This window comes from Ideonella alba (assembly GCF_018069875.1).
Taxonomy (GTDB): domain Bacteria; phylum Pseudomonadota; class Gammaproteobacteria; order Burkholderiales; family Burkholderiaceae_C; genus Ideonella; species Ideonella alba.
Genome location: NZ_JAGQDF010000003.1, coordinates 212526 through 235209, shown reverse-complemented (window position 1 = coordinate 235209; position 22684 = coordinate 212526). Strand labels below are relative to the sequence as shown.

Below are 22684 nucleotides of genomic sequence, written 5' to 3'. Positions count from 1 at the left end.
GCCATGATCGACACCCGCCTGATCGACGACGAGCTGGTGCTGGAGGAGCTGCACGCCGTGTTCGTGGCCTACGAGGCCGCGCTGATGGCCAACGACGTGGACGCGCTCAACGCCTTCTTCTGGGACGACGCGCGCACCACCCGCTACGGCATCGCCGACCGCCAGTGGGGCATTGACGAGCTGCGCGCCTACCGAGCCGCCACACCCGCGCCCCAGTTCACGCGCACGCTGCACCACCTGCGCCTGCACAGCTTCGGCCACGACGTGGCGGTGGCCCAGGTGGAGTTCGTGCGCAGCGACACCGCGCTGCGCGGCTTCCAGACCCAGACCTGGGTGCGCCTGGCCGAGGGCTGGCGCATCGTGGCCGCCCACGTCAGCATGATCCCGTTCCAGGCCGACTGAGCTGCTTATCATTCCGGCCAGATGCCCAGCTCGACACGTCCCCGCCAATCCGCCCCCCGCCCGACACGCGCCGCCACCGTGGTGCGCGTGGCCCCCGGCCCCGCCAGCGAGCCCACGCTGGCCGACCAGGCGCATGCGCGCATCAAGCAGATGGTGGTGGACTTCGCGCTGATGCCCGGCGAGCGCATCTCCGAGTCCGAGCTGGCGCAGCGCGTGCAGGTCAGCCGCACGCCGCTGCGCGCCGCGCTGCAACGCCTGGCACGCGAGGGTCTGCTGCAGCTGGTGCCCAGGCTGGGCTGGCAGGTGGCGCCGCTGGACTTCGACGTGATGGACGAGCTCTACGACCTGCGCGTGCTGATCGAGTGCGACGCCGCCCGGCACCTGGCCGAACACGAAGAGCGCCCCGAACTGCGGCAGCTGGCCGATGTCTGGCTGGTGCCGGCGGCCGAGCGCCTGCGCGACGGCGCCCAGGTCGGCGCACTCGACGAGCAGTTCCATGCGCTGCTGGTGCAGGGCAGCGGCAACCGCGAGATGGCGCGCGTGCACCAGGAGATCACCGAGCGCATCCGCATCATCCGCCGGCTGGACTTCACCAAGGCGGCGCGCATCGACGCCACCTACGACGAGCACGCGCGCATCCTGCGCGCCATCACCCGCCGCCGCGCCGACGAGGCCCAGCGCCTGCTGCGCGCCCACATCGCGCAGAGCAAGCTCGAGGTGCGGCACATCACGCTGGACATGCTCTACCGGGCGCGGCGCAGCGCGTGAGGCGCCGGCGCGCGCGAACGATCAGCGCGTGGGCGTCGAGAAGCGGTAGTCCACGCCCAGGCCCACGGTGTCGGCGCTGAAGCGCCGGCCGGCCGAGCTGCGGGCCTCCAGCCGGCCCAGGTTCAGGCTCAGCGACATCTGGTCGTCCAGGATGTAGCGCACGCCGCCGCTGGCCTTGGCTGCGGTGCCGTGCACGTTCGCGCCCACCATCGCCTGGCCGAACCACTGCCAGCGATCGCTGGCCGCGGCGCGGCTTTGCAGGCCCAGGCCGGTCAGCAGCTCGCCGTAGCCGGGGTAGCCCAGGTAGGCGTTGTAGGCCACCGCGGCCTGCACCGGCACGTACCAGCGCTCATTGAGCGGCGTGTCGACCTGGATACCGATCATCTGCAGCGGCGGCCGCGCGATGTCGCGGTAGACCAGCTTGAAATCGGTCTGGTGGAACAGGCTGACGCGGAAGCCCTGCCAGTGCGACGGGCCCTCGTCGCCCGCGCGGCTGGGGCGCAGGTGGTGGGTCAGCGCCAGGCCGTAGGTGGTGTTGCGTGAGCTGGCCTTGGGCGCGCTCATGTGGCCCACCGACAGCGAAAGGCCCAGCGTCGGGCTCAGCGCGTATTCGGCGCTCAGCTTGGGATAGACCAGCAGGCCCGGGCCGGTGTCGATCTGCTCGGGCGAGTAGCCACCCGAGCCCAGGCCCAACTGGCCGTACAGCGCCCAGTTCGGGGCCACGCGCCAGCGCTGGCCCACGCCGCCCAGCACCTGGTTGTAGATCGGCAGACCGCGGTAGCCCACGCCGATCGCGCCGAACCAGTAGGTGTCGGGGGCGAAGAAGTGCGCGTACTGCAGGTCGGCCAGGCGCAGCGTGCCCTTGAAGTTGCCCTGCGGGCTGCTCTGGCGGTAGTTGTCCAGCGTCACCGTCAGCATGTTCTCGCCCACCTCGGCGGCGGCACGGCGCTCGTCGGCCGCGGACAAGGGCGTGCCCTGGCTGGCGAAGGGGCCGGTGAGGTAGCTGTACGGAATCTCGACGAAGAGATTGGCCTGGGTGCTGTCGATCGCCGAGCTGCGGAACTTCACCTTGGCTGCATTGACCCCCACCGCGAAGCGGCCGAAGTCCCAGCCCAGCCCGACATGGCCCTTGACGAAGCCGCCGGTGCCCGACAGCACCTTGCTCTGCGCGATGCTGCGCCCACCGCCGCCACCGCCGGCCGACAGGCCCGCAGTGGCGAACAGCGGACCGCTGATCGGCTGGCGCAGGTAGGCACCCAGGTCGAAGGCCATGAAGCCGCCGTAGCCGCCATGCACCAGCGGCGCATACACCCCCGCGCCCAGGTGCAGGCGCTCGCCCACCGGGTGGTAGAGGTGAAAGCCCATGAAGTCGATCGGCGCGTCGCCGGGCACCTTGATCTTCTGGTAGTCCAGCGTGATGAGCGCGTCGTGGCGGCGCAGGCTGCCGTCGGGGGGCGTGCTGTCCTGGGCGTGTGCCGTCAGGCTGGCCAGCAGGCCCAGGGTCAGTGCGGAGGAGAGACGACGCGAGCGATTGGTCATGGTCGAGCCCAGGCGAGAAGACAGGTGGCGTGGCGGTGATTGTCCAACGTCCTGAACCATCGCGGCCGCCACCGCCGCTGGCAGGTCTTCCGTGATGCCTCCACCGACTCATCCACGAAGTTGACGATGCGCGAGACGCTGTGCTGCGCGACAAACGCCACCAGGGCCGGGTGAGGGCGGGCGTCACCCGGGCTCGGGGAGGTTGGTCATGGTGGATGTGGCTTGTGCGCGGGCAGGCGGCCGCGGCTGGCGGGTGGTGGCGGCCATGCTCGCGCTCACCTCTTTGTCCGCATGCACGGTGGTTCAGGTTCGACAGGGTGAGCCGCGTGTTCGCTGGTACCCCGGCATCGCCCAGATCACCGTGGAGCCGGACGCACGAGGTCTGGCCGTGGTCGACAGCGCCGGGGTCGGGCTGCTGCTGGGCCCGCGGTCGGCGACCCTGGGCGCGGTGATCGAACGCAGCGTGATGGCCAACTCGACGACCGCCTGTCGCATGTTCATCAGTCTGCCGGACCCGGCATCGGTCCAGCGATTCATGGACTGGTTGCGCACCACCGGCGCCCTCGCGCAAGGCTGGTGCGTCTTTTCGGAGCAAGGAGAACCATGATGAAGACGAACGGACTCACGGCCCTGGCGGCGGCCAGCTGCGCTGTGCTGGCGGGCTGTGCCTTGCAGCAGGCCCCCCTGGTGTACTCATCGAAGATCAGTGTGGGCGTGGACGTGACCAGCAACCCGGCGGAGACACCCGGTGTCTCCCTCAATGTGGGTGTCAAGGTGGTCGATGCAGCCTATGTGCCGGTGGCGGTGGCCTCACCAGCGTCGCAGTCCGCGGATCAGTTGCTGCGGATCTACGCGGAAAACGGTCGTGTCGGTGATGCCACCGACATGTCACCGCTGGCGCAGGAGCACCGCGCCCGTGTCGACAACTACGTCCAGGCGCTGAAGGCCGCCGATGCTGCCAGCGCCGCGGTTCGCCTGGCCGAACAGCGCCTGGGGTCGTACAAGGCCGATCTGGCCGGCCTGGCGCAGGCCAAGGGGCAGCTCGCCGCTGTCCCCGCGTCGGCCGCCCTGCCGGGCGAGTTGATGGCCACGCTCAAGCGCATTGGCGATGCGTCACTGAACGCGGCGATGGCCAAGGGGGCGGCGAAGGACGAGCTGAGCCCTCTGGTCGACAAGCTGATCGCCGCCTACCAAACCAAGGCCTCCGAACAGGACACCCAGCTGCCTGCACTGCGTGAGGCCACGACAGCGAGAACCAAGGAGGCGGCTGCGCTGTATCCCGCAGCGGCTCAGGCCGCGGCCTCACTGCAGAGCCGCAAGACCGACGCCCTGTCGGTCTTCGGCCGGTTCGACTCGTCAAGCTCGGTGCAGGGATCGGCGGCCTCGGCCCCATCGGCGACGGCCAACGTCATCGTGGGCAAGGTGTTCTCGACCGGCCTGGCATCGCAGAACCTGACCGAGGCCGTCCGCGTGGCGGCTGTCGGTGCCTGCATCGCGGACGCCCTGGCGGCCTCGGTTCGGGTCGCCAGTGCCGCATCGGCGGCCAGCAGCGTCGCCGTGACCGTCCCGCCCGAGGTGGCCAGCGCCGTGGCCAGTGCGTGTCAGATGACGGCTCGGGGCGGCTGACGGCCACACCGGCGTCCGGGCGTCATGGCCCGGACGCTGGCAGGTGCTTCGCCAGGAACGCCTCCACCCGCCGCGCGAAGTCGATCTGGTTCTTCTCGGTGCGCCAGCCATGGGCCTCGCCGGGGTAGACCACCCATTCGGGCTCGCGGCCGGCGCGGCGCAGGGCGTCGCGCATGCGCTCGCCATGGGCGATCGGCACGCGCTGGTCCTCGGTGCCGTAGGCCATCAGCAGCGGCGCCTTGATGCGGGCCGCCTGGCGCACCGGATCGATGGCCTCGACCATGGCCGCATCCTCGGGCAGGCGGGCCACGCGCTTGGGCAGGCTGACGCTGCGGCCCTGGCTGGAGATGTCGTCACGCACCAGCCAGGAGCCCTTGAGGAACAGCTCCATGTCGGCCACGCCCACCCACTGGATGCCGCAGGACCACAGCTCGGGCTGGCTGACCAGGCCCATCAGCGTGGCATAGCCGCCATAGCTGGCGCCCATGATGCAGGCGCGCTCGCCGGCGATGCCCTTGGACTGCACGTAGCGCAGCGCGTCGGCCAGGTCGTCCTGCATCGCGCGGCCCCATTGGCGGTCGCCGGCGCGCTCGTGCACCAGGCCGTAGCCGGCGCTGCCGCGGAACTCGGGCTCGATCACCACATAGCCGCGCGAGGCCAGGAACTGCACCATCGGGTCCCAGGCCCAGTGGCCGCCCCGCACCCAGGGGCCGCCGTGCACCAGCACCACCGCCGGCGGACGCGCCTTGGCCGGCAGGCCGACCGGGCGCGTGACCCACAGCGGCATCTCGCGGCCGTCGCGCGTGCGGATGCGCTCGAAGCCCTTGTCGGCCATTTGCGCCAACGGCACGTCGGGCTGCGCCACCTGCATCAGCTGCAGCGCGTTGCGGCCCTCCTGGTCGGGCCGCCACAGCCAGACCCGGCCCGGGTCGCTGGCCGAGCGCGAATGCACCAGCACCACCCGGTCGTCGCGCTCACAGCGGGCGCAGCTCAGGTGGTTGGACCAGTCAGGCAGCAGCGCGTCGATCTTGGCCTGCAGCGCGCGCAGCGCCGGGTCGTACCAGACGGTGGTGTGGGCGTCGGTTTCCAGGTGCACGCCCAGCAGGCGCTGGCCGGTGCTGTCGAAGACCAGGTCGGGCGAGACATCGAAGCCGGGCGCCTCGACCAGGTTGGTGGCCGCGGGGCGGCCGGCCGCGAGGTCGTAACGGCCCAGGGCCGTCCACTGCCCGGCGCCGTGGCGGCGCAGCAGGTACAGCTCACCCTTGCCGTCCACCGCCTCGGGGGTGAAGGGCAACTCATCGGGGGCCGCTTCGGCCAGGGTGCGCCAGCCACCGCCGTCGCGGCCATTCCAGAGGATGCTGGCGCGGTTGTCGCGCAACGCCACCAGGGCGCGGGGCACGCCCTGCGGGTCGAACCACCACTGCCGGGCATGGCGGGGCGTGTCGGCGAGGTCGATCCGACGGGTGCGACCGGTGGCGGTGTTGAGCCACAGCGGCTCGACGCCGGTCACCTCGCCGCGGCCGATCAGCCACTTGCCGACGATGACCTCGTCGCCCTGGCCCGGCAGCACCTGCAGCAGCTGGTGGTTCCAGGGCAGCGTGTTGTCACGGATGTGGGTGTCGATCGCGGCGGCCGTGTAGCGCCGGTAGACCAGTTGGCGGAATTCGGTGCCGTCGGACTTCACCGAGTACAGACCGGGCGCGTACTCGTAGTCCTCGCCGCTGCCCTCCTGGTAGTCGATCGCGCTGAAGACCAGGCGCTCGTCATTGACCCACTGGAAGCGGCCGATGTCGCCGTCCTCGAAGGCGGCGACCCAGCGCAGGCTGCGGTCACCGTCCAGGTTCATCACCACCAGGCCGACGCGTTCGCGCTTGACGCTGGTGGTGAAGGCCAGCTGGCGCCCCGAGGGCGACAGCTTGAGTTGCTCGATCGCCGGGCGCTGGAAGAAGCGCTCCACCGGCACCGCGGCGGCTGCCGCCAGGCCCGGCAGCAGCGCCATCAGGATCGTGATCAACCAGACCGACAGCCTGCGGCCGCCGCGCATGCGTGCATCATTCATTGTCAAGCTCCCTTATCGGGGTCGATGTTCGCACGGGCGCCGGCCCGCGGCATCCGGGCTGATGCGGGTGGGCAAGCGGCCGCACCCCTGCCGAGTTAGGTGTTGGAGCCCTCCGCCGGTCAGGCGCAGACTGCCAGCCCCTGTGTCCTGTGGAGTGCGTGACGATGGCTGCTTCCCTGACCCCCTGGCTGGCTGCGCTGGGCCTGTTCACCGCGGTGGCGTCCCACGCCCATGATGGCCGCCCCGCGGTGCAGTTCCAGCACTGCACCGAATTCGTCGGTGTCGCGCCGGTCGATGCCAGCGCGGCGCGCGCCGCCGTGCCGGCCGCCTACACGCTGGTGGCCGACGGCGCCGGTGCGCGCCTGGTGGTGCGGGTGGCCGACTGCCAGCAGGTGCGGGTGGGCGCCGGACCGGCACGGCCGGGTCGGGTGGCGCAGATCGGCCTGATGGTGGTCTCGCCCGATGGCACCGGCACCGACCCCCTCACCTCGATCAACAACTACCTGCTGAGCTACGCCACCAATGGCGCCGCCCTGGCCGTGGTGCTGCGCTCGGCGGGCATCCCGGTCAGCCTGGACGAGGGGCTGACGATCGAGACGCTGCCTCAGGGCGCCCGCCAGGAGCTCTTTGCCGCGGTGGCGGCCGACAACGCGCGTTGGGGCCTGCTGGGCCAGGTCAGCACGCCTTCGCTGAGCCAGCCCTTCCTGGCCAACTGGTGGTACAGCGGCCGCCTGGGGCGCGCCAAGATGGCCACCGACATCCCGGTGATCGCCTTCGACTTCACGTCGCAGGTGCGCTTCGTCAGCTCGCTGGGCGGCGTCATGGGCCCGCTGCTGCCCGGCCATGCGAGCCCCGAGTTCCCGCTCAGCTTCCGCGGCGCCTTCGACCTGGGCACGATGACGGTGAGCCTGAGTCGCTGAAGCCGGTCCGCGGCGGCGGGCGTGATCGACATCAAACGATGGCGGCCCCGACGCGGTTCAATGCGGCGCAGGGCCCGCGCCTGGCGGGCTGTCCGCCCGCCGCATGAACCTCTCCGACCTGACCCCGCCGCCGCGTTCGCGCATCCATTGGCTGACACCGCCCGCCGACCAGCAGCCGCTGTGCAGCGAGTGCGCGGTGCGCGACATGGCGCTGTTCGGACCGCTGCCCGGCGACTGGCTGCGCCAGACCCATGACTTCGTCAGCGCGATGACGCTGCCGCCGGGCCAGCGCCTGCTGGGGCGCGGCCACCTGGGGCAGGCGGTCTACACGGTGCGCCGCGGCGTGCTGCGCGCCGAGCGCTACACCGAGGACGGCCAGCGCCGCATCGTGCGACTGGCCGGGCCGGGCGCCCTGCTGGGCAGCGAGGCGCTGTCGGGCCAGCCGCAGGTCGATGACCTGATCGCCTGCACCGAGGTGTCGCTGTGCCGCATCTCGCTGGGCCTGTTCCCGCCCGCCACCGAGCGCGGGCAGGCCATGGCCGTGCCGGTGCTGCGCCAGCTGCAGCGCGACATGGACGCGATGGTGCAGTGGTCGGTGCACCTGACCCGCGGCAGCGCGCGCTCGCGCCTGCTGCAGCTGCTGGCGCTGCTGGACCGCCATGCCGAGGCCGACGGCACCGCCTGGCTGCCGCGGCGCGACGAGATCGGCGACATGCTGGACCTGACGCTGGAGACCGCCAGCCGGCAGTTCAGCGCGGTGCACAAGGCGGGCGTGGTGCAGGTGCTGTCGCAGCAGCGCATGCGCATCGACCGCGCGGCGCTGGCCGCGGCGATCACGGCGCTGGCCCACTGATCCAGGTCAAGCGCGGACGACGCCGCCAGCACCGCTTGCCAATTGTCATCCGGGCCCAGCGCGCTCGGGCGTGTCATGGCGGCCTTGACCACTCACGGAGCCGCAGCATGCATGCCTTGATCGACCTTTTCACCAGCGACGTCGGACTGCTCAGCCTGGCCAGCATCGTCTTCATGCTGGGCATGGGCGTGTTCTACCTGCGCTACTTCCTGCGCCACATGCACGAGGACGAGGCGCGCCACAAGCAGGGTTGATCGCCGCCGCCGCGCCGGTGCGGCCTGATCAGACGACACTTCGGGAACCATGCGCCCCGCCCTGCCCCGCTGATGCTGTCCGTCACGATCGGTCCGCTGGCCCTGCCGCTGCTGCCCCTGGCCTGGCTGCTGGCGCTGGTGGCCGGCGCCTGGCTGGCCGGGCGCCTGGTGCGCCGCGCCGATCCACAGGCCGGCCCGCGGGTGGGCGACGCGCTGTGGCTGGCCGCGCTGGCCGCCCTGCTGGCGGGCCGGCTGGGCCATCTGCTGCTGCACGCCAGCGCCTACGCCGGCCAGCCCTGGGCGATGCTGGATGTGCGCGACGGCGGCCTGCACCTGCCCACCGCCGCCGTGGCGGGCCTGGCCTGCCTGGCCTGGCGTCTGCGCCGCCAGCGCGCCTGGTGGCGGGCAGCCGGCGGCGGCGCCACGCTGGCGCTGGCCATCGTCGGCGCGGCCGCCCTGCTGGCGCAGCGCCACGCGGTGCACCAGCCACCCGACCTGATGCTGAGTGACCTGCAGGGCGCGCCGGTGGCGTTGCGCAGCACGCTGCAGGGCCGGCCGGCAGTGCTGGCGCTGTGGGCCACCTGGTGCGGCGTGTGCCAGCGCGAGCTGCCGCTGCTGCTGCAGGCCCAGCAACGCTGGCCGCAGGTGCAGGTGGTCTATGTCAACCAGGCCGAGTCGCCCGAGCAGGTGCGCCGCCATCTGGCGGCCCAAGCGGCGCCCGCCGCACCGGTCTGGCTGGACCCGCAGGCCCAGCTGGGCGCGCTGGCCGGCTCGCGGGCGCTGCCCACGCTGCTGTTCTACACGGCCGACGGCCAGCTGGTCGACACCCATGTGGGCCTGCTGAACGGGCCCGCGCTGGCGCTGCGCCTGCAGGCGCTCACCGCGCCGCGCTGAGCTTCCCGGCTATGCTGGCGGCCCTGCCCCGCCTGCCCCACCATGCGCCTGCTGCTTGTCGAAGACGACCGGATGATCGGCGACAGCCTGCGCGCCGCGCTGCGCGCCGAGGGCCATGCCGTCGACTGGGTGCGTGACCTCGCCGCCGCCGCCGCGGCCTGGGGCAGCGAGAGCTTCGACCTGGTGCTGCTGGACCTGAACCTGCCGCCCGGCGGCCCGGCCGATGCGCCGCCGGCGTGGCGCGATGGCCTGGCGCTGCTGCACGCGCAGCGCGCCCGCGGCGACGACACGCCGGTGATCGTGCTGAGTGCGCGCGACGCCACCGCCGACCGCATCCTCGGCCTGGACGAGGGCGCCGACGACTACCTGGCCAAGCCCTTCGAGTTCGACGAGCTGCTGGCGCGCATGCGCGCGGTGGGACGGCGCCGCAGCGGCCGCGCGCAGACCCAGCTGCGCCATGGCGATCTGGTGCTGGACCCCGCTACGCGCCAGGTCACGCTGGCCGGCGCGCCGGTGTTGCTGTCGGCGCGCGAGTTCGCGGTGCTCGAGGCCCTGATGCAGCGCCCGGGCGCGCTGCTCTCACGCGCGCAGCTGGAAGATCGCCTCTATGGCTGGGGCGACGCGGTGGAGAGCAACGCAGTGCCGGTCTACATCCACCAGCTGCGGCGCAAGCTGGGCGAGGGCCGCATCGGCACGGTGCGCGGCGTGGGCTACTTCCTGGCGGAGCCCGGCGCGTGAAATCGATCCGCTTGCGCCTGCTGGCGGCGCTGCTGGCCGCGCTGGCCGCTGCCGCGCTGGCCATGGCCGCGCTGACCTACCGCGCGGTGCTGGCCGAGACCGAATCGCTGTTCGACTACCAGCTGCAGCAGATGGCGCTGTCGCTGCGCGACCAGGGCCAGGTGGCGCCCGAGCAGGCCGAGGCGCTGGCCGACACCCAGCTCGACTTCGTGGTGCAGATCTGGTCGGTCGATGGCCGCGCCATCTATGCCTCGCGCCGCCACACCGACCTGCCCGGCCGCGCCGCGCTGGGCCTGGCCGATGTGGACACCGGCGCCCAGACCTGGCGCAGCTACGCGGTGCTGGCCCAGGGCCGGGTGATCCAGGTGGCGCAGCCGCAAGCGATCCGGCGCCAGCTGGCGGCCGGCGCGGCGCTGCGCAGCGTGGCGCCGCTGGGCGTGCTGTCGGTGCCACTGGCGGCCCTGGTGTGGTGGCTGGTCAGCCATTTCCTGCAGCCGCTGGCGCGCCTGGCCGCCGAGCTGCGCCAGCGCGACGCCGCGTCGCTGGCGCCACTGCCGACCCACGGCCTGCCCGACGAGACCGCGCCGCTGGTGGCCGCGCTCAACGCGCTGCTGGCCCGGCTGGACGCCACGCTGGCCGGCCAGCGCGCCTTCCTGGCCGACGCGGCGCACGAGCTGCGCTCGCCGCTGACCGCGCTGAAGCTGCAGCTGCAGGCCCTGCAGCGGTCGACCGATGAGGTGGCACGGGCGCAGGCCCAGGCGGCGCTGGGCGAGGGCATCGCGCGCGCCCAGCGCCTGGTCGAGCAACTGCTGCAACTGGCCCGCAGCGAGGCCGACCCGGGCAGCGCACACCAGCCGGTGGACCTGGCCGCGCTGGCGCGCGAGGTGATCGCCGCGCAGTGGCCGCTGGTGCAGGCCAAGGGGCAGCAGCTGGCGCTGGAGGGCGACGAGGCGCCGTGCGTGGTGCCCGGCGAGCGCACCGCGCTGTACGCGCTGCTGCGCAACCTGGTGGACAACGCCAGCCGCTACACGCCGCCTGGCGGTCGCCTGTGCGTGCGGCTGGCGCCCGAGCCCGGCGGCGTGCGCCTGAGCGTGGACGACAGCGGCCCCGGCATCCCGCCGGCCGAGCGCGCGCGCGCCTTCGACCGCTTCTGGCGCCGCGACAGCGGCGCCGCCGACGGCAGCGGCCTGGGCCTGGCGATCGTGCAGTCGGTGGCGCGCCGCCATGGCGCCGAGCCCGAACTGGGCACATCGCCCGAAGGCGGGCTGCGGGTCAGCCTGCGGCTGCCGGTCTGAGCCTTCACGTTCGCTTCATCCTCGCTTCATCGGGGCCTCATGCCCGCGCCCGCGCCCGGGCCTACCGTGCAGGCATCGCTTCAACCTCAAGGAGCTCCGCGATGTCCACCCCCTCCCGCACCCTGGCCACCGTCCTCGCCACCGCCAGCCTGACCGCCGGCCTGGTGGCCGCCGGCAGCGCCGCCGCGATCGACCTGCCCGCCTGGCTGGGCGGCCATGACAAGACCGCCACCGCGCAGGCCGCCGCGGCCGCCACCACGCCGCCGGCGGTGGCGCCGCTGCCCCCCGGCGCCCTGCCCGACTACCGCAGCATCGTGCGCCTGAACGGCCCGGCGGTGGTGGGCGTGATGGTCTCGGGCACCCACGCCGCCAGCGACGAGGACGGCGGCCTGCCGCCCGGCCTGGCCGACGACCCCTTCTTCCAGTTCTTCCGCGGCATGCCCGGCCTGCAAGGGCGCGGCCGCAGCCGCGGCCCGGCGCCGCAGGTGCCGTTCCGCGGCCAGGGCTCGGGCTTCATCGTCAGCGCCGACGGCCTGATCCTGACCAACGCCCACGTGGTGCGCGAGGCCAAGGAGGTCAGCGTGCGCCTGAGCGATCGGCGCGAGTTCAGCGCCAAGGTGCTGGGCTCCGATCCGGCCACCGACGTGGCGGTGCTGAAGATCGACGCCCGCGGCCTGCCCACGGTGCGCCTGGGCGACGCCCGGCAGATCGAGGTGGGCGACCGCGTGCTGGCAATCGGCGCGCCCTACGGCCTGGAGCAGACCGCCACGCAAGGCATCGTCAGCGCCAAGGGCCGCTCGCTGCCCGGCGACTCGGCCGTGCCCTTCATCCAGACCGATGCCGCGGTCAACCCCGGCAACTCGGGCGGGCCGCTGTTCGATGGCAGCGGCAGCGTGGTGGGTATCAATGCGCAGATCTACACCGAGAGCGGCGGCTTCCAGGGCCTGAGCTTCGCGATCCCGATCAATGTGGCGCTGAAGGTCAAGGACCAGATCGTGGCCCACGGCCGCGCCGAGCATGGCCGCCTGGGCGTGTCGGTGCAGGACGTCAACCAGGCGCTGGCCGAGTCCTTCGGCATGCCGCGCCCGGACGGCGCGCTGATCGCCAAGGTCGACAAGGGCAGCGCCGCGGCGCAGGCCGGGCTGAAGCCGGGCGACGTGATCATCTCGGTCAATGGCGAAAAGGTGGTGCAGGCCGGCAGCCTGTCCTCGCTGGTCAGCCAGGCCGCGCCGGGCGAGACGCTGAAGCTGGGCGTCTGGCGCGACCGCGCCGAGCGCACGCTGGAGGCCCGGCTGGGCCGCGCCGGTGACGATACCGCCGATGCGGCGCCGGCCGGCGACGCCGACACGCCCCGCCTGGGCCTGGCGCTGCGCCCGCTGGACAAGGACGAGCGCCGCGAGGCCGGCGCCGAGCGGGGCGGCCTGCTGGTGCAGGACAGCGGCGGCGCCGCGGCGCGCGCCGGCATCCAGGCCGGTGACGTGGTGCTGGCGGTCAACGGCCAGCCGCTGACCTCGGTCGATCAGCTGCGCGCGCTGCTCAAGAACCACCCCAAGCAGGTGGCCCTGCTGGTGCGGCGCGACGGCGAAACGATCTTTGTGCCGGTGCCGCTGGGGTAAGGCTCAGCCGCCTGGTGCGGTGTCCCGCAAGGAGGTGCACGACATGAAATCGATGGATGAGGGTTCAGAGCAAGGCGCAAACCGCAGCGATACAAGGTGGTATCGCGAGGATGTGCAACGCCGCCATGGGACCGAAGACGCAATTTCATGTGGACTGACTCGTGGGACACCACACTAGCGAGCCCGGGTGTTGGCCCACGTCTTTAACTTGACTTTCAGTGAGTTCTCTTGCTGTCGGAAGTTCGCCTCGTCCAATCGATCCTGCCCGGAAATTCTTAGCATCGTGTTGGCAGCCATGAATCGAACGCTGAATTCCCTGTCCTCCAGCAATTTCATCAAGAATGGCAGCTCCTTCTCAGTGGCAGCCGAACGAAGTCCATCAAGCGCGCTGCGTCGGATATATTTATCCGCTGACGTATACATTATTACAAACTGTTCGGCCGGAATGATGCCATTTGCGCTTCTGGCCATCGCCAAGGCGAGCTGGCGAGCGGCAATCATCTCACTCTCTGAGGGGTGCAACAGCAGGTCGAAAACACGATGCACATGTCCCGACATACCAAGGTCCACCAGGCCTGCAGTGGCCAGCAGGGAAACTTCTGGAACGGGATGGTTTGCCAATATCAGCAACTGCTCGGATACCTCGGACCGTGGAAGCCTGAGTAGCGCATCCAGCGCCTCCTTTCGTCTCGCAGGGGCACAGTTTTTTGAAGTGCTTGGCGCATTGGCTGCGTCACAGATTGACCGGTCATCGGACGCAATCGTGTCTGCCAAGATTTTGGCAACCTGACTCTCAACCGCTGTTGATGGCTCTAATCGGGAACTCGCGACCACAACAATGGCAGGCAGAGAGGTTTGACCTGCTGAGCGGTAGTTGCCGCGCTCCCTGTCTGCAGTCAAGAACCAGAGGCCGTTCGCACGCGATCGAACCAGTTCCGAAGGAACACTCCATGCAACTTCCAGCTGGTTGCCAAGTAGGGCGTTGCTTCCCCTCATCACGGCGGTGACGTGAACTTTGCCTCGCGCAGGCGGGGTATCGGATCTGTCCTGTTCAGATAGAGTCCCCATCACGATGACATCAGCTTGTCTGATCAAGTCTTGAGTATCGACCGACGGTACCAAGGTGGCGCTCGCACTTGCGCACAAAAGCAGTAAGATCGTGAATATCCAGTTGCTTCTCATGATGAGCCTCCTTATTGAACCGGCGAATTTATATTTTGGTGGATCGCATGGTCCTGAAATTTCTGCCACACATTTGCCTGGACCCTGACACCCTTCCCTACTTCTGTCGACCCAATTGACCAGTAGCCGGTGAAGTGCGAGATCTTGACTTTATCGGCCCCACTCTTGATTTTCCAATCGCAGGTGCCGGGACGCGATGGCTCGACGCGCAAGTTAACAGAAGGCGCTCTCAAGTTCGAAGTGCGCCCCCTATACCGAACACGGACGTTTTCACGCGCACCGACCGCGCTGCGGTTCTATGATGCCCTGGGCCGCCTGATCAACGCCCACGTGGGCTGACTCAATGCGTCAGCTCTGGCGTTGCGGCTGCAAGCCCTGACGCCGACGCGCTGAGCCGCGGCCTGTCGATCAGGGCACCAGCACCAGCAGCCAGTTGACCAGCATGCGCGCCTCGTCGGCACTGACCGTGCCGGCCTGCGGCGGCATGTTGGCCGGCGAGACCTTGCCCACCCAGTGGCGGCCTGCGGGGTTGCTGCCGTCCAGCACGGTGCGGGTGAGTGTGTCGTGGGCGCGCGGGTCGTTGCGGTACTTGATCGAGACATCGCGCCAGGCCGGCGCGATCGGCGGCAGGCCGTCGGCGCGGGGTGCCGCGGGCTGCAGCGTGTGGCAGGCCATGCAGCCACGGTCGGTGGCCAGCTTCATCATCGCGGCGTCGTTCTCGGCCGGCGTGGCGCCAGCCGCACTGGCCAGCAGCGCGGCGGCGAGGGCCGTCATCAGGGTGCGCATCGTGTTCTCCGGATCGGGGCCCGCAGGCCCTGGCTGTGCATTCTCGCGCGCGGCGCTCAGGGACCGGAGGCGGCGGTGGATGCGGCCGACGCGGCGGGCGGCGGCGGCTCAGCCTCCAGGCCGATGCGCTCCACGAAGCCGCCACCAGCGAACTCGGCGTAGCGCCAGTCGCCGTCCACGCTCACCACGCCCTCGGGCGGCGCGTCAGGGGCCACCGGCACGCCCTTGAGCGCCTGCTGCATGTAGCCCAGCCAGGCCGGCAGCGCCAGGCCGCCGCCGCTCTCGCGCGCGCCCAGGCTGCGCGGCTCGTCGTAGCCGATCCAGACCACCGCCACGATGCTGGGCTGGAAGCCGGCGAACCAGGCGTCGACCGCGTCGTTGGTGGTGCCGGTCTTGCCGTAGACATCCGGTCGCTTGAGCGTGGCCTGGGCGCGCGCCGCGGTGCCGCTGCGGGTGACCTCCTGCAGCAGCGCGCGGGTGAGGAAGGCGTTGCGCGCCGGCAGCACCCGCGCGCCATCGGCCGCGCTGGCGGCAGCGGCCACCGCGGCGGGCGCGGCGCTGGCCGGAGCCGAGGCGGTCTCGGCCGCCGACACCCCGGACGCGGCAGGTGCCGCCGCCTCCACCAGCGCGGGCGCGGCCGGCGCCTCGTAGAGCACCGTGCCCTGGGCGTCGACGATCTTCTCGATCACCCGCGGCGTCACCTTGAAGCCGCCATTGGCGAACACCGCATAGGCCGCGGCCATCTGCATCGGCGTGACGCTGCCGGCGCCCAGCGCCAAGGTGAGGTTGTCGGGCTGCTTGTCGCGATCCAGGCCGAAGCGCTCGGCCCAGTCGCGCACCGTGGGCACGCCGATCTGCTGCAGCAGGCGCACGCTGACCAGGTTCTTCGACTTGGCCAGCGCCTGGCGCAGCGTCAGCGGACCGTCGAACTGGCCGTCGCTGTTCTGCGGGCTCCAGTCGCCGATGGTCAGCGGCGCATCGTTGATGCGGGTGGCCGGCATCACGCCCTGCTCCAGCGCCGCCGAATAGAGCAGCGGCTTGAAGCTGGAGCCGGGCTGGCGCCAGGCCTGGGTGGCGTGGTTGAAGGGCTGGCGCGCGAAGTCGTAGCCGCCCACCAGCGCGCGCACGCGACCGGTGGCGCTGTCCAGCGCGACCAGCGCGCCTTCGGCCTCGGGCCACTGGGCGATGGTCCAGCCGCCCTTGGCGGTGGCGGCCACGCGGATGATCGAGCCGCGCTGCACGCGCAGCGCGTCGCTGGCCTTGGGGCCCAGGCCGCTTTGCGCCAGGCGCAGACCGTCGCCGCTGAGCGTGACCGTGTCGCCGTTGGCCAGGCGGGCGGTCAGCTCGCGCGGGCTGGCCTGCAGCACGATGGCCAGGCGCAGGTCCTCGTCGTCGCGGCTGTCCTTCAGCGCCGCCGCAATGGCCGCGTCATCGGCATCGTCGGGCAGGGTCACCTCATCCTCGGGGCCTCGCCAGGGCTGGCGGCGCTCATGGTCGAGCAGGCTCTTGCGCAGTGACAGCCAGGCCGCCTGCTGCTCGGCCGCGACCAGCGAGGTGGTGACCTTGACGCCGGTGGTGTAGGCCTTGTCGCCCAGCCGCGCGAACACCTCGCGCCGGGCCATCTCGGCCACGTACTCGGCATGCACATCGGTCTGGCCCTGGGTGCGCACCACCAGCTTCTGCGCCACGGCCGCGTCGTGTTCGTCCTGGGTGATCGTGCCGGTGGCCAGCAGCCGGCCCAGCACCACGCGCTGGCGGGCGGTGGCGCGCTCGAAGTGGGTGATCGGGTTGGCGAAGCTGGGGTTCTTGGGCAGGCCGGCGAGCATCGCCATCTCGGCCACGCTGCACTCGGCCAGCGGCTTGCCGAAATACACCCGCGCCGCCGCGCCAAAGCCATAGGCGCGCTGGCCCAGGTAGATCTGGTTCATGTACAGCTCGAGGATCTGGTCCTTGCTGAGCTGCTGCTCGATCTTCAGCGCCAGCGCCGCCTCCTTGAGCTTGCGCTCCACGGTGCGGCGCGACGACAGGTAGAAGTTGCGCGCCACCTGCTGGGTGATGGTGGACGCCCCCTCGCGCCGGCCGGCCAGGTTGGCCAGCAGCGCACGGGCGATGCCGCGGTAATCGATGCCGCCATGCTCGCGAAAGCGCACGTCCTCGACCGCCACCAGGATGTCCTGCATGCGCGTGGGGATCTGCGCCAGCGGCAGGAACTCGCGCCGCTCGCTGCCGAACTGGGCGATCTCGATGCCCTCGCGGGTGAGCACCTGCAGCGGCTGGCGCGGCTGGTAGTGGGTCAGCTCATCCAGCGGCGGCAGCTGCGGGTAGATGATGGCCACCGCCGCGGCCGATGCCAGGCCCGCCAGCACGGCCAGCAGCGCCAGGATCAGCAGCAGCGACGAGAACACGAAGCCGCGGCGGCGGGCCGGTGAGGCGGGTGGAACAAGAGGCATGGGCGATCGGGCGGCCGGAACCGGGGCATTATCGGCACGGATTGGTGGGCGCTCCCCGGCCAGTTCCGGCCTTTGGTGCCGTTGGCACTCGCTAGCATCCGCCCAGGCGCCGCCGCGCCGAGGAGACGCCCATGCCCGCCTGGCTCGACGCGCTGAACCGTCATCTGCCGCTGCGCTACCTCACGCTGATCGCCCTGGCCTGCACGGCCCTGCTGGGGGCCTTCGTGTGGATCGCCACCGGCGAGGGTGCCTGGCTGGCCCTGCTGGGCGCCGCTGGCGCCGCGCTGGGTTGGCGCGACCTGCAGCAGCGCCGCCACGCGGTGCTGCGCAACTACCCGGTGATCGGCCACCTGCGCTTCCTGCTGGAGTTCATCCGGCCCGAGATCCGCCAGTACTTCATCGAAAGCGACAACGAGGCCGCGCCCTTCTCGCGCCAGCAGCGCTCGCTGGTCTACCAGCGCGCCAAGGGCCAGCCCGACAAGCGCCCCTTTGGCACCCAGCTGGATGTGCACCACCAGGGCTACGAGTGGATCAACCACTCGCTGGTGCCCACGCAGATCGACAGCCACGACTTCCGCGTGACGATCGGCGCGGAGCGCGCCCAGCCCTACAGCGCCAGCGTCTTCAACATCTCGGCGATGAGCTTCGGCGCGCTCAGCGCCAACGCCATCCTGGCGCTCAACGGTGGCGCCCGCAGGGGTGGCTTCATGCACGACACCGGCGAGGGCTCGATCAGCGAGCACCACCGCGTGCACGGCGGCGACCTGGTGTGGGAGATCGGCTCGGGCTACTTCGGCTGCCGCGGCGACGACGGCCGCTTCAGCGAGGAGCGCTTCGTCGCCAACGCCGCCAGCGCGCAGGTGCGGCTCATCGAGATCAAGCTCAGCCAGGGCGCCAAGCCCGGCCATGGCGGCGTGCTGCCCGGCCCCAAGGTGACGCCCGAGATCGCCGCGGCGCGCGGTGTGCCGGTGGGCGTGGACTGTGTGTCGCCGGCCGCGCACAGCGCCTTCTCGACACCGCTGGAGCTGCTGCAGTTCGTCGAGCGCCTGCGCACCCTCAGCGGCGGCAAGCCCACCGGCTTCAAGCTGTGCATCGGCCACCCCTGGGAGTGGTTCGCGATCTGCCAGGCGATGCAGGCCAGCGGCCTGGTGCCCGACTTCATCGTCGTCGATGGTGCCGAGGGCGGCACCGGCGCCGCACCGCTGGAGTTCACCGACCATGTGGGCACACCGCTGCAGGAGGGCCTGCTGCTGGTGCACAACACGCTGGTGGGCCTGAAGCTGCGCGAGCGCATCCGCCTGGGGGCCTCGGGCAAGATCGTCAGCGCCTTCGACATCGCCCGCGCGATGGCGCTGGGCGCCGACTTCTGCAACTCGGCGCGCGGCTTCATGTTCGCGCTGGGCTGCATCCAGGCCCAGACCTGCCACAGCGGCGAGTGCCCCACCGGCGTGACCACCCAGGACCCGTGGCGCCAGCGCGCGCTGGTGGTGCCCGACAAGACCGAGCGCGTGGCGCAGTTCCACGCCAACACGCTGCATGCGCTCAAGGAGCTGGTGCAGGCCGCCGGCCTGCGGCACCCGGGCGAGATCCGCGCCAGCCACATCGTGCGCCGGGTCGATGGCGACCAGGTGCGGCTGCTGGCCAACCAGCTGCGCTTCCTGGCGCCCGGTGAACTGCTCGACGCGGTCGCCGGCCGGGTGCCCTGGCCGCACAAGGTCTACGAGACCTACTGGCCACTGGCCCGGCCGGACAGCTTCGCACCGCGCCCCTGAATGAAAAAGCCCCGCCGGGTGGCGGGGCTTCGGCGGGCGGCGCAGCGTGGCGCCGCACCGGCTCAGCGCACGGTCGCGCGGGCCAGCGTCACCGTGTTGGTGCTGAAGGTCTCCCAGTGCGCCGGGTTGGCCGGGTCGCCCAGGGCCTTGAGCACCTCGATGGTCACCGTGTAGTCACCGTCGGGCTGCACGCCCTTGGTGGTGGTGCCGTCCCAGGCGAAGGCGAAGGTGCCGGTGGCGGTGCTGTTGCGGCCCAGGTACTGGTCGATGCTGATGGTGCCGGCCGACTTGCCCGTGGCCTTGTCGGTGGCCTTGACGATGATCTTGCGCGACTGGTGGTCCAGGTGCAGCAGGAAGTACGGGATGTCGTCAGCCACCATCGTGTAGGTGCCGCCGGTGCTGTTGCGGTTCACGAAGCTGCCACCGACCAGCTGGGCCAGCCAGGGGTAGCCGCTGCCGCCCGAGGTCAGCACCTGGATCGACTGGTAGTCGCCCTTGAGGCCGGCATAGGGCACGCTCAGCACCTGGCCGCCGCCCTGCGGCGTGGCCACGATGTAGCCGCCGAAGATGCTCTTGTCGGCCAGGCTGGTGTTCGCCTCGATCGTCACGTCCACCGTGGCCGTGCCCTTGGCCGGCACGGTCACCGAGCCGGCGCTGAAGCTCACCGTCGACGGGGCGTTCAGCGCGGACACCGTGAAGGTGTTCGGGCCGGTGGCCAGGGCGGCGTTGTGCGACAGGTCGTAGGTGACGGCGCTGGTCGAGTTGTTCTTCAGCGTGATGGTGCGCGTCTGCGCCACGCCGGAGGTCTCGCCCACCGAGATCTCGCTGGTCTGCGCCACCACCGGCGCCTGCACGGCGGCCGGGATGTTGATCAGGCCGGCGCCCTGGCGGTGCACCATGTCCAGGAAGCCCGAGCTGGGCTGGGCATTGAAGAGCTTGGGCACGGCCGTGTTCTGCAGGCGGCGCTTGACGTTGGCCGGCGACAGCGTCGGGTCGGCCTGCAGCATCAGCGCGGCGGCGCCGGCGACGTGCGGCGAGGCCATCGAGGTGCCGGACAGCGAGGTGTAGCCGCCCTTCTCCAGCGGGTAGGTCGAGTAGATCGAGCCGCCCGGCGCGCCCAGGTTGGGCTTCAGGCTCAGGTCGGCGGCCAGGCCCCAGGACGAGAAGCTCGAGATCAGGCCACCGGTCGGGTTGGGAATGCTGATCACGCCGGACTGCCAGTCCATCGACGCGCCGCCCGCCTGGATCTGGGCGTCGATCGTGGCGCCATCGGCGGCGCTGATCGCGACCACCGGGATCGTGATCGGCGGCGTGCCGGCCACGGTCGGGTTGATCAGGCCGGTGGTGTTGTTGTAGAGGATCACGCCGGCCGCGCCCGCGGTCTGGGCGTTGAAGGCCTTGACGTAGAAGGCGCAGGTGCCGCGGCGGATCAGTGCCACCTGGCCGGTCAGGCTGCCCGCGGGCAGCGGGTTGCAGGCGTCGTTGGCGGTGCTGGTGGTGCCGGTGCGGGCCAGCGGGAAGTTGCCGCTGGTGGGCGGCGTCGGCGCGCCGGTGGCGGCCAGGTAGCCCACGTCCGCGGCGCCTGCCGTGAAGTGGCTCAGCGCCATCGCGGTGTTGTCGAACGAGGCGACACCGATGACCTTCTTGCCCACGCCCGGTGCACCGGCCGCATACAGGCCGCTGGTGCCGGAGTTGCCGATCGAGGCGACCATCACCACGCCGGCCTTGACCAGGTTGTCAGCCGCCTTGGCGGTGGGGTAGTCGGGCCACTGGAAGGACGAGCCGATGCTCTGGTTGACGACCTGCATGCCGTCGGCCAGGGCGCGCTCCATGGCCGCGGCCATGATGTCGGAATCGGTGGTGCCGTTGCAGCCGAAGACGCGGTAGGCGCCGAAGGTCACGTTGGGCGCCACGCCCTTGAGCGTGTCGCCGTTGGCGCCGACGATGCCGGCCACATGGGTGCCGTGGCCGCCGCAGTCATCGGGGTTGGCATCGGGCACCGGGGTGGTGCCGAGGTCGGCGTTGTAGTCGTCACCGACGAAGTCCCAGCCGGTGACCACGCGCGGGTTGGGGAAGCCGGGCGTGCCGCCGTTGAGCGCCGGGTGGTCGACGTCGACACCGGTGTCGATGATGCCCACCTTGACGCCCTGGCCGGTCAGGCCCATCACGTTCTGCGCGTAGTCGGCGCCGGTCATGGCCAGCGCGGTCATCATCGCCGGGCCCACGTCACCCGGGGCACGCTCCACCTTGGGCGCGGGGATGATGGACACCGGGTGCACCGCCTTGACGCCCGGCAGGCGCTCGATGCGGGCCTTCTCGGCCGGCGTGGCGCGCACCGACACGCCGTTGAACAGGCGCTCGAAGCTGTAGCGCTCCTTCATCTGGATGCGGGCCGCGGCCACCGCCTGGCGGAAGGCGGCCTTCTCGGAGCGGATGCGGTCGCTGCGACCACCCTCGACGGTGGGGGCCGACTTGAATTCGACGAACCACAGGTCGGGGGAGCGCTGCACGCTCTGTGCGGACACGCTCTGGGTGGCGGCGGGGGCGGCCTGGCCGGCGGTCACGCCCATCATCAGGGCAGCGGCGGCGCTGGCGATCAGCGTCTGGCGGTTGACTTTCACTTCGAGAGGACTCCAGGGTTGGAAACCCGGGCCGGATGGGCCCGGTGAATGCGCCCGCTTCTGGCGGAACGCCGCTGCCTGTCGCAAGAAGAGTGCCCGTGGACGAACACGCGACCGCGACCGGACGAGGCGCGATGTTTCGTCAAGCGGCCGGCCGCCGCGCTGCGGAGTTACCCGAGAAAATTGCTCGGCGACGTAACCGCCCCCCTAAGCATAGGGAGTCCTCCACCCCGCTCCGTCGCCGACGCGACAGGGCCCGGGCCGCGTCGCTCAGCCCTGGGGCAGGGTGTCGATGAAGCTGGGCCGGGCGGCCAGCTTGTCGAACAGGCGCTGCAGATTGGGGTGCTCGGCGCGCCAGTCGATGTCGGGGAAGCGGAAGTCCAGGTAGCCCAGCGCCACGCCCACCGCGATGTCGGCCAGGCTCATGTGGATGCCCACGCAGAAGGGCTTGTCGCCCAGACCCTGGCTCATCGCCCGCAGCGCGCTGTGCACGCGCGAGAGCTGGCGGTCGATCCAGGCGCCGCAGCGCTGCTCCGGGCTGCGGCCCGGCCAGACGGCTTCCATGCGCGCGGCGATGCTGGCGTCGAGCAGGCCGTCGGCCAGCGCCTCCCAGGTGCGCACCTCGACGCGCTCGCGGCCGCTGGGCGGGATCAGCTTGCCCACCGGCGACAGCGTGTCGACGTACTCGACGATCACGCGCGAGTCGAAGATGGCCTCGCCCGCGTCCATCACCAGGCAGGGCACCTTGCCCAGCGGGTTGGAGGTGAGGATCTGGTCATTGCCCCACACATCCTCGAGCACGAAGTGGTAGTCCAGCTTCTTCTCGGCCAGCACGACGCGAACCTTGCGGACGTAGGGGCTGGTGAGGGATCCGATGAGTTTCATGCGTGGGGAAGGCGGCGGCAAGGC

Annotated in this window: 19 protein-coding genes; 12 read left to right on the top strand and 7 right to left on the bottom strand. The window is 71.2% G+C overall.

Going from position 1 to position 22684, the window contains the following annotated elements:
• Positions 1–3: 3 nt before the first annotated feature.
• Positions 4–402: an oxalurate catabolism protein HpxZ gene (hpxZ, locus tag KAK07_RS06390; RefSeq protein WP_210851169.1), complete on the top strand. Its 399-nt coding sequence runs from the start codon at positions 4–6 to the stop codon at positions 400–402.
• Between the two features lie 21 nt (positions 403–423).
• A complete protein-coding gene (locus tag KAK07_RS06385) occupies positions 424–1170 on the top strand; it encodes a GntR family transcriptional regulator (protein WP_210851166.1) in 747 nt (248 codons plus the stop codon).
• A gap of 21 nt (positions 1171–1191) precedes the next feature.
• Here KAK07_RS06385 and KAK07_RS06380 read toward each other — a convergent pair whose 3' ends face one another.
• Complete coding sequence (locus KAK07_RS06380) at positions 1192–2709, bottom strand: hypothetical protein (RefSeq protein WP_210851165.1); 1518 nt, start codon at positions 2707–2709, stop codon at positions 1192–1194.
• A 265-nt stretch (positions 2710–2974) separates the two neighbouring features.
• On the opposite strand from KAK07_RS06380, the gene KAK07_RS06375 reads away from it, so the two are divergent.
• Together KAK07_RS06375 and KAK07_RS06370 are read left to right on the top strand one after the other, a co-directional pair.
• The gene (locus KAK07_RS06375; protein ID WP_210851164.1) at positions 2975–3316 is read left to right on the top strand and encodes a hypothetical protein; all 342 of its coding nucleotides are present in this window, start codon (positions 2975–2977) and stop codon (positions 3314–3316) included.
• Positions 3313–4335, top strand: coding sequence for a hypothetical protein (locus KAK07_RS06370; RefSeq protein ID WP_210851163.1), 1023 nt, complete (start codon positions 3313–3315; stop codon positions 4333–4335). The genes KAK07_RS06375 and KAK07_RS06370 overlap by 4 nt, the downstream gene beginning before the upstream one ends.
• Positions 4336–4357: 22 nt before the next feature.
• Here the strand turns inward: KAK07_RS06370 and KAK07_RS06365 are convergent, their stop codons facing one another.
• Positions 4358–6394 carry a S9 family peptidase gene (locus tag KAK07_RS06365; protein ID WP_210859649.1) on the bottom strand — a complete coding sequence of 679 codons (2037 nt, stop codon included), beginning with the start codon at positions 6392–6394 and terminating at the stop codon, positions 4358–4360.
• A 164-nt stretch (positions 6395–6558) separates the two neighbouring features.
• Here KAK07_RS06365 and KAK07_RS06360 point away from each other — a divergent pair, with 164 nt between their 5' ends.
• From KAK07_RS06360 to KAK07_RS06330, 7 genes are all read left to right on the top strand, one after another.
• The gene (locus KAK07_RS06360; protein WP_210859646.1) at positions 6559–7314 is read left to right on the top strand and encodes a hypothetical protein; all 756 of its coding nucleotides are present in this window, start codon (positions 6559–6561) and stop codon (positions 7312–7314) included.
• Positions 7315–7417: 103 nt separating this feature from the next.
• Positions 7418–8167, top strand: coding sequence for a Crp/Fnr family transcriptional regulator (locus KAK07_RS06355; protein WP_210859644.1), 750 nt, complete (start codon positions 7418–7420; stop codon positions 8165–8167).
• A gap of 107 nt (positions 8168–8274) precedes the next feature.
• Positions 8275–8421, top strand: a complete 147-nt coding sequence (locus KAK07_RS06350) for a DUF3149 domain-containing protein (protein ID WP_210859642.1) — start codon at positions 8275–8277, stop codon at positions 8419–8421.
• Positions 8422–8493: 72 nt separating this feature from the next.
• Positions 8494–9315 (top strand): TlpA family protein disulfide reductase, encoded by an 822-nt coding sequence (locus KAK07_RS06345; protein WP_210859641.1) that lies wholly within the window; start codon positions 8494–8496, stop codon positions 9313–9315.
• A 42-nt stretch (positions 9316–9357) separates the two neighbouring features.
• The gene (locus KAK07_RS06340) at positions 9358–10053 is read left to right on the top strand and encodes a response regulator (protein WP_210859639.1); all 696 of its coding nucleotides are present in this window, start codon (positions 9358–9360) and stop codon (positions 10051–10053) included.
• Positions 10050–11348, top strand: a complete 1299-nt coding sequence (locus KAK07_RS06335; RefSeq protein WP_210859637.1) for a sensor histidine kinase — start codon at positions 10050–10052, stop codon at positions 11346–11348. The genes KAK07_RS06340 and KAK07_RS06335 overlap by 4 nt, the downstream gene beginning before the upstream one ends.
• 101 nt (positions 11349–11449) lie before the next feature.
• A complete protein-coding gene (locus tag KAK07_RS06330) occupies positions 11450–12964 on the top strand; it encodes a Do family serine endopeptidase (RefSeq protein WP_210859635.1) in 1515 nt (504 codons plus the stop codon).
• A gap of 174 nt (positions 12965–13138) precedes the next feature.
• On the opposite strand, the gene KAK07_RS06325 is transcribed toward KAK07_RS06330, so the two are convergent.
• The 3 genes from KAK07_RS06325 to KAK07_RS06315 form a co-directional block, all read right to left on the bottom strand.
• A complete protein-coding gene (locus KAK07_RS06325; protein WP_210859633.1) occupies positions 13139–14146 on the bottom strand; it encodes a HEAT repeat domain-containing protein in 1008 nt (335 codons plus the stop codon).
• 408 nt (positions 14147–14554) lie between these two features.
• Positions 14555–14932, bottom strand: a complete 378-nt coding sequence (locus KAK07_RS06320; protein ID WP_210859631.1) for a c-type cytochrome — start codon at positions 14930–14932, stop codon at positions 14555–14557.
• A gap of 56 nt (positions 14933–14988) precedes the next feature.
• Complete coding sequence (locus KAK07_RS06315; protein ID WP_210859629.1) at positions 14989–17382, bottom strand: penicillin-binding protein 1A; 2394 nt, start codon at positions 17380–17382, stop codon at positions 14989–14991.
• A 131-nt stretch (positions 17383–17513) separates the two neighbouring features.
• Here KAK07_RS06315 and KAK07_RS06310 point away from each other — a divergent pair, with 131 nt between their 5' ends.
• Positions 17514–19154 carry an FMN-binding glutamate synthase family protein gene (locus KAK07_RS06310; protein ID WP_210859627.1) on the top strand — a complete coding sequence of 547 codons (1641 nt, stop codon included), beginning with the start codon at positions 17514–17516 and terminating at the stop codon, positions 19152–19154.
• A gap of 62 nt (positions 19155–19216) precedes the next feature.
• Here KAK07_RS06310 and KAK07_RS25685 read toward each other — a convergent pair whose 3' ends face one another.
• Both KAK07_RS25685 and KAK07_RS06300 read right to left on the bottom strand, forming a co-directional pair.
• The gene (locus KAK07_RS25685) at positions 19217–21775 is read right to left on the bottom strand and encodes a S8 family serine peptidase (RefSeq protein WP_310740706.1); all 2559 of its coding nucleotides are present in this window, start codon (positions 21773–21775) and stop codon (positions 19217–19219) included.
• Between the two features lie 270 nt (positions 21776–22045).
• Positions 22046–22660: a glutathione S-transferase family protein gene (locus tag KAK07_RS06300; RefSeq protein WP_210859625.1), complete on the bottom strand. Its 615-nt coding sequence runs from the start codon at positions 22658–22660 to the stop codon at positions 22046–22048.
• Between the last annotated feature and the right edge of the window lie 24 nt (positions 22661–22684).

Bases quoted from the DNA above. Each gene is read 5' to 3' on its own strand.
- KAK07_RS06350 (WP_210859642.1), top strand. From the start codon at position 8,275: ATGCATGCCTTGATCGACCTTTTCACCAGCGACGTCGGACTGCTCAGC.
- KAK07_RS06360 (WP_210859646.1), top strand. From the start codon at position 6,559: ATGGCTGCTTCCCTGACCCCCTGGCTGGCTGCGCTGGGCCTGTTCACC.
- KAK07_RS06315 (WP_210859629.1), bottom strand. From the start codon at position 17,382: ATGCCTCTTGTTCCACCCGCCTCACCGGCCCGCCGCCGCGGCTTCGTG.
- hpxZ (WP_210851169.1), top strand. From the start codon at position 4: ATGATCGACACCCGCCTGATCGACGACGAGCTGGTGCTGGAGGAGCTG.
- KAK07_RS06375 (WP_210851164.1), top strand. From the start codon at position 2,975: ATGCTCGCGCTCACCTCTTTGTCCGCATGCACGGTGGTTCAGGTTCGA.
- KAK07_RS06325 (WP_210859633.1), bottom strand. From the start codon at position 14,146: ATGAGAAGCAACTGGATATTCACGATCTTACTGCTTTTGTGCGCAAGT.
- KAK07_RS06310 (WP_210859627.1), top strand. From the start codon at position 17,514: ATGCCCGCCTGGCTCGACGCGCTGAACCGTCATCTGCCGCTGCGCTAC.
- KAK07_RS06370 (WP_210851163.1), top strand. From the start codon at position 3,313: ATGATGAAGACGAACGGACTCACGGCCCTGGCGGCGGCCAGCTGCGCT.
- KAK07_RS06355 (WP_210859644.1), top strand. From the start codon at position 7,418: ATGAACCTCTCCGACCTGACCCCGCCGCCGCGTTCGCGCATCCATTGG.
- KAK07_RS06365 (WP_210859649.1), bottom strand. From the start codon at position 6,394: ATGAATGATGCACGCATGCGCGGCGGCCGCAGGCTGTCGGTCTGGTTG.
- KAK07_RS06345 (WP_210859641.1), top strand. From the start codon at position 8,494: ATGCTGTCCGTCACGATCGGTCCGCTGGCCCTGCCGCTGCTGCCCCTG.
- KAK07_RS06385 (WP_210851166.1), top strand. From the start codon at position 424: ATGCCCAGCTCGACACGTCCCCGCCAATCCGCCCCCCGCCCGACACGC.
- KAK07_RS06380 (WP_210851165.1), bottom strand. From the start codon at position 2,709: ATGACCAATCGCTCGCGTCGTCTCTCCTCCGCACTGACCCTGGGCCTG.
- KAK07_RS06300 (WP_210859625.1), bottom strand. From the start codon at position 22,660: ATGAAACTCATCGGATCCCTCACCAGCCCCTACGTCCGCAAGGTTCGC.
- KAK07_RS06340 (WP_210859639.1), top strand. From the start codon at position 9,358: ATGCGCCTGCTGCTTGTCGAAGACGACCGGATGATCGGCGACAGCCTG.
- KAK07_RS06330 (WP_210859635.1), top strand. From the start codon at position 11,450: ATGTCCACCCCCTCCCGCACCCTGGCCACCGTCCTCGCCACCGCCAGC.
- KAK07_RS06320 (WP_210859631.1), bottom strand. From the start codon at position 14,932: ATGCGCACCCTGATGACGGCCCTCGCCGCCGCGCTGCTGGCCAGTGCG.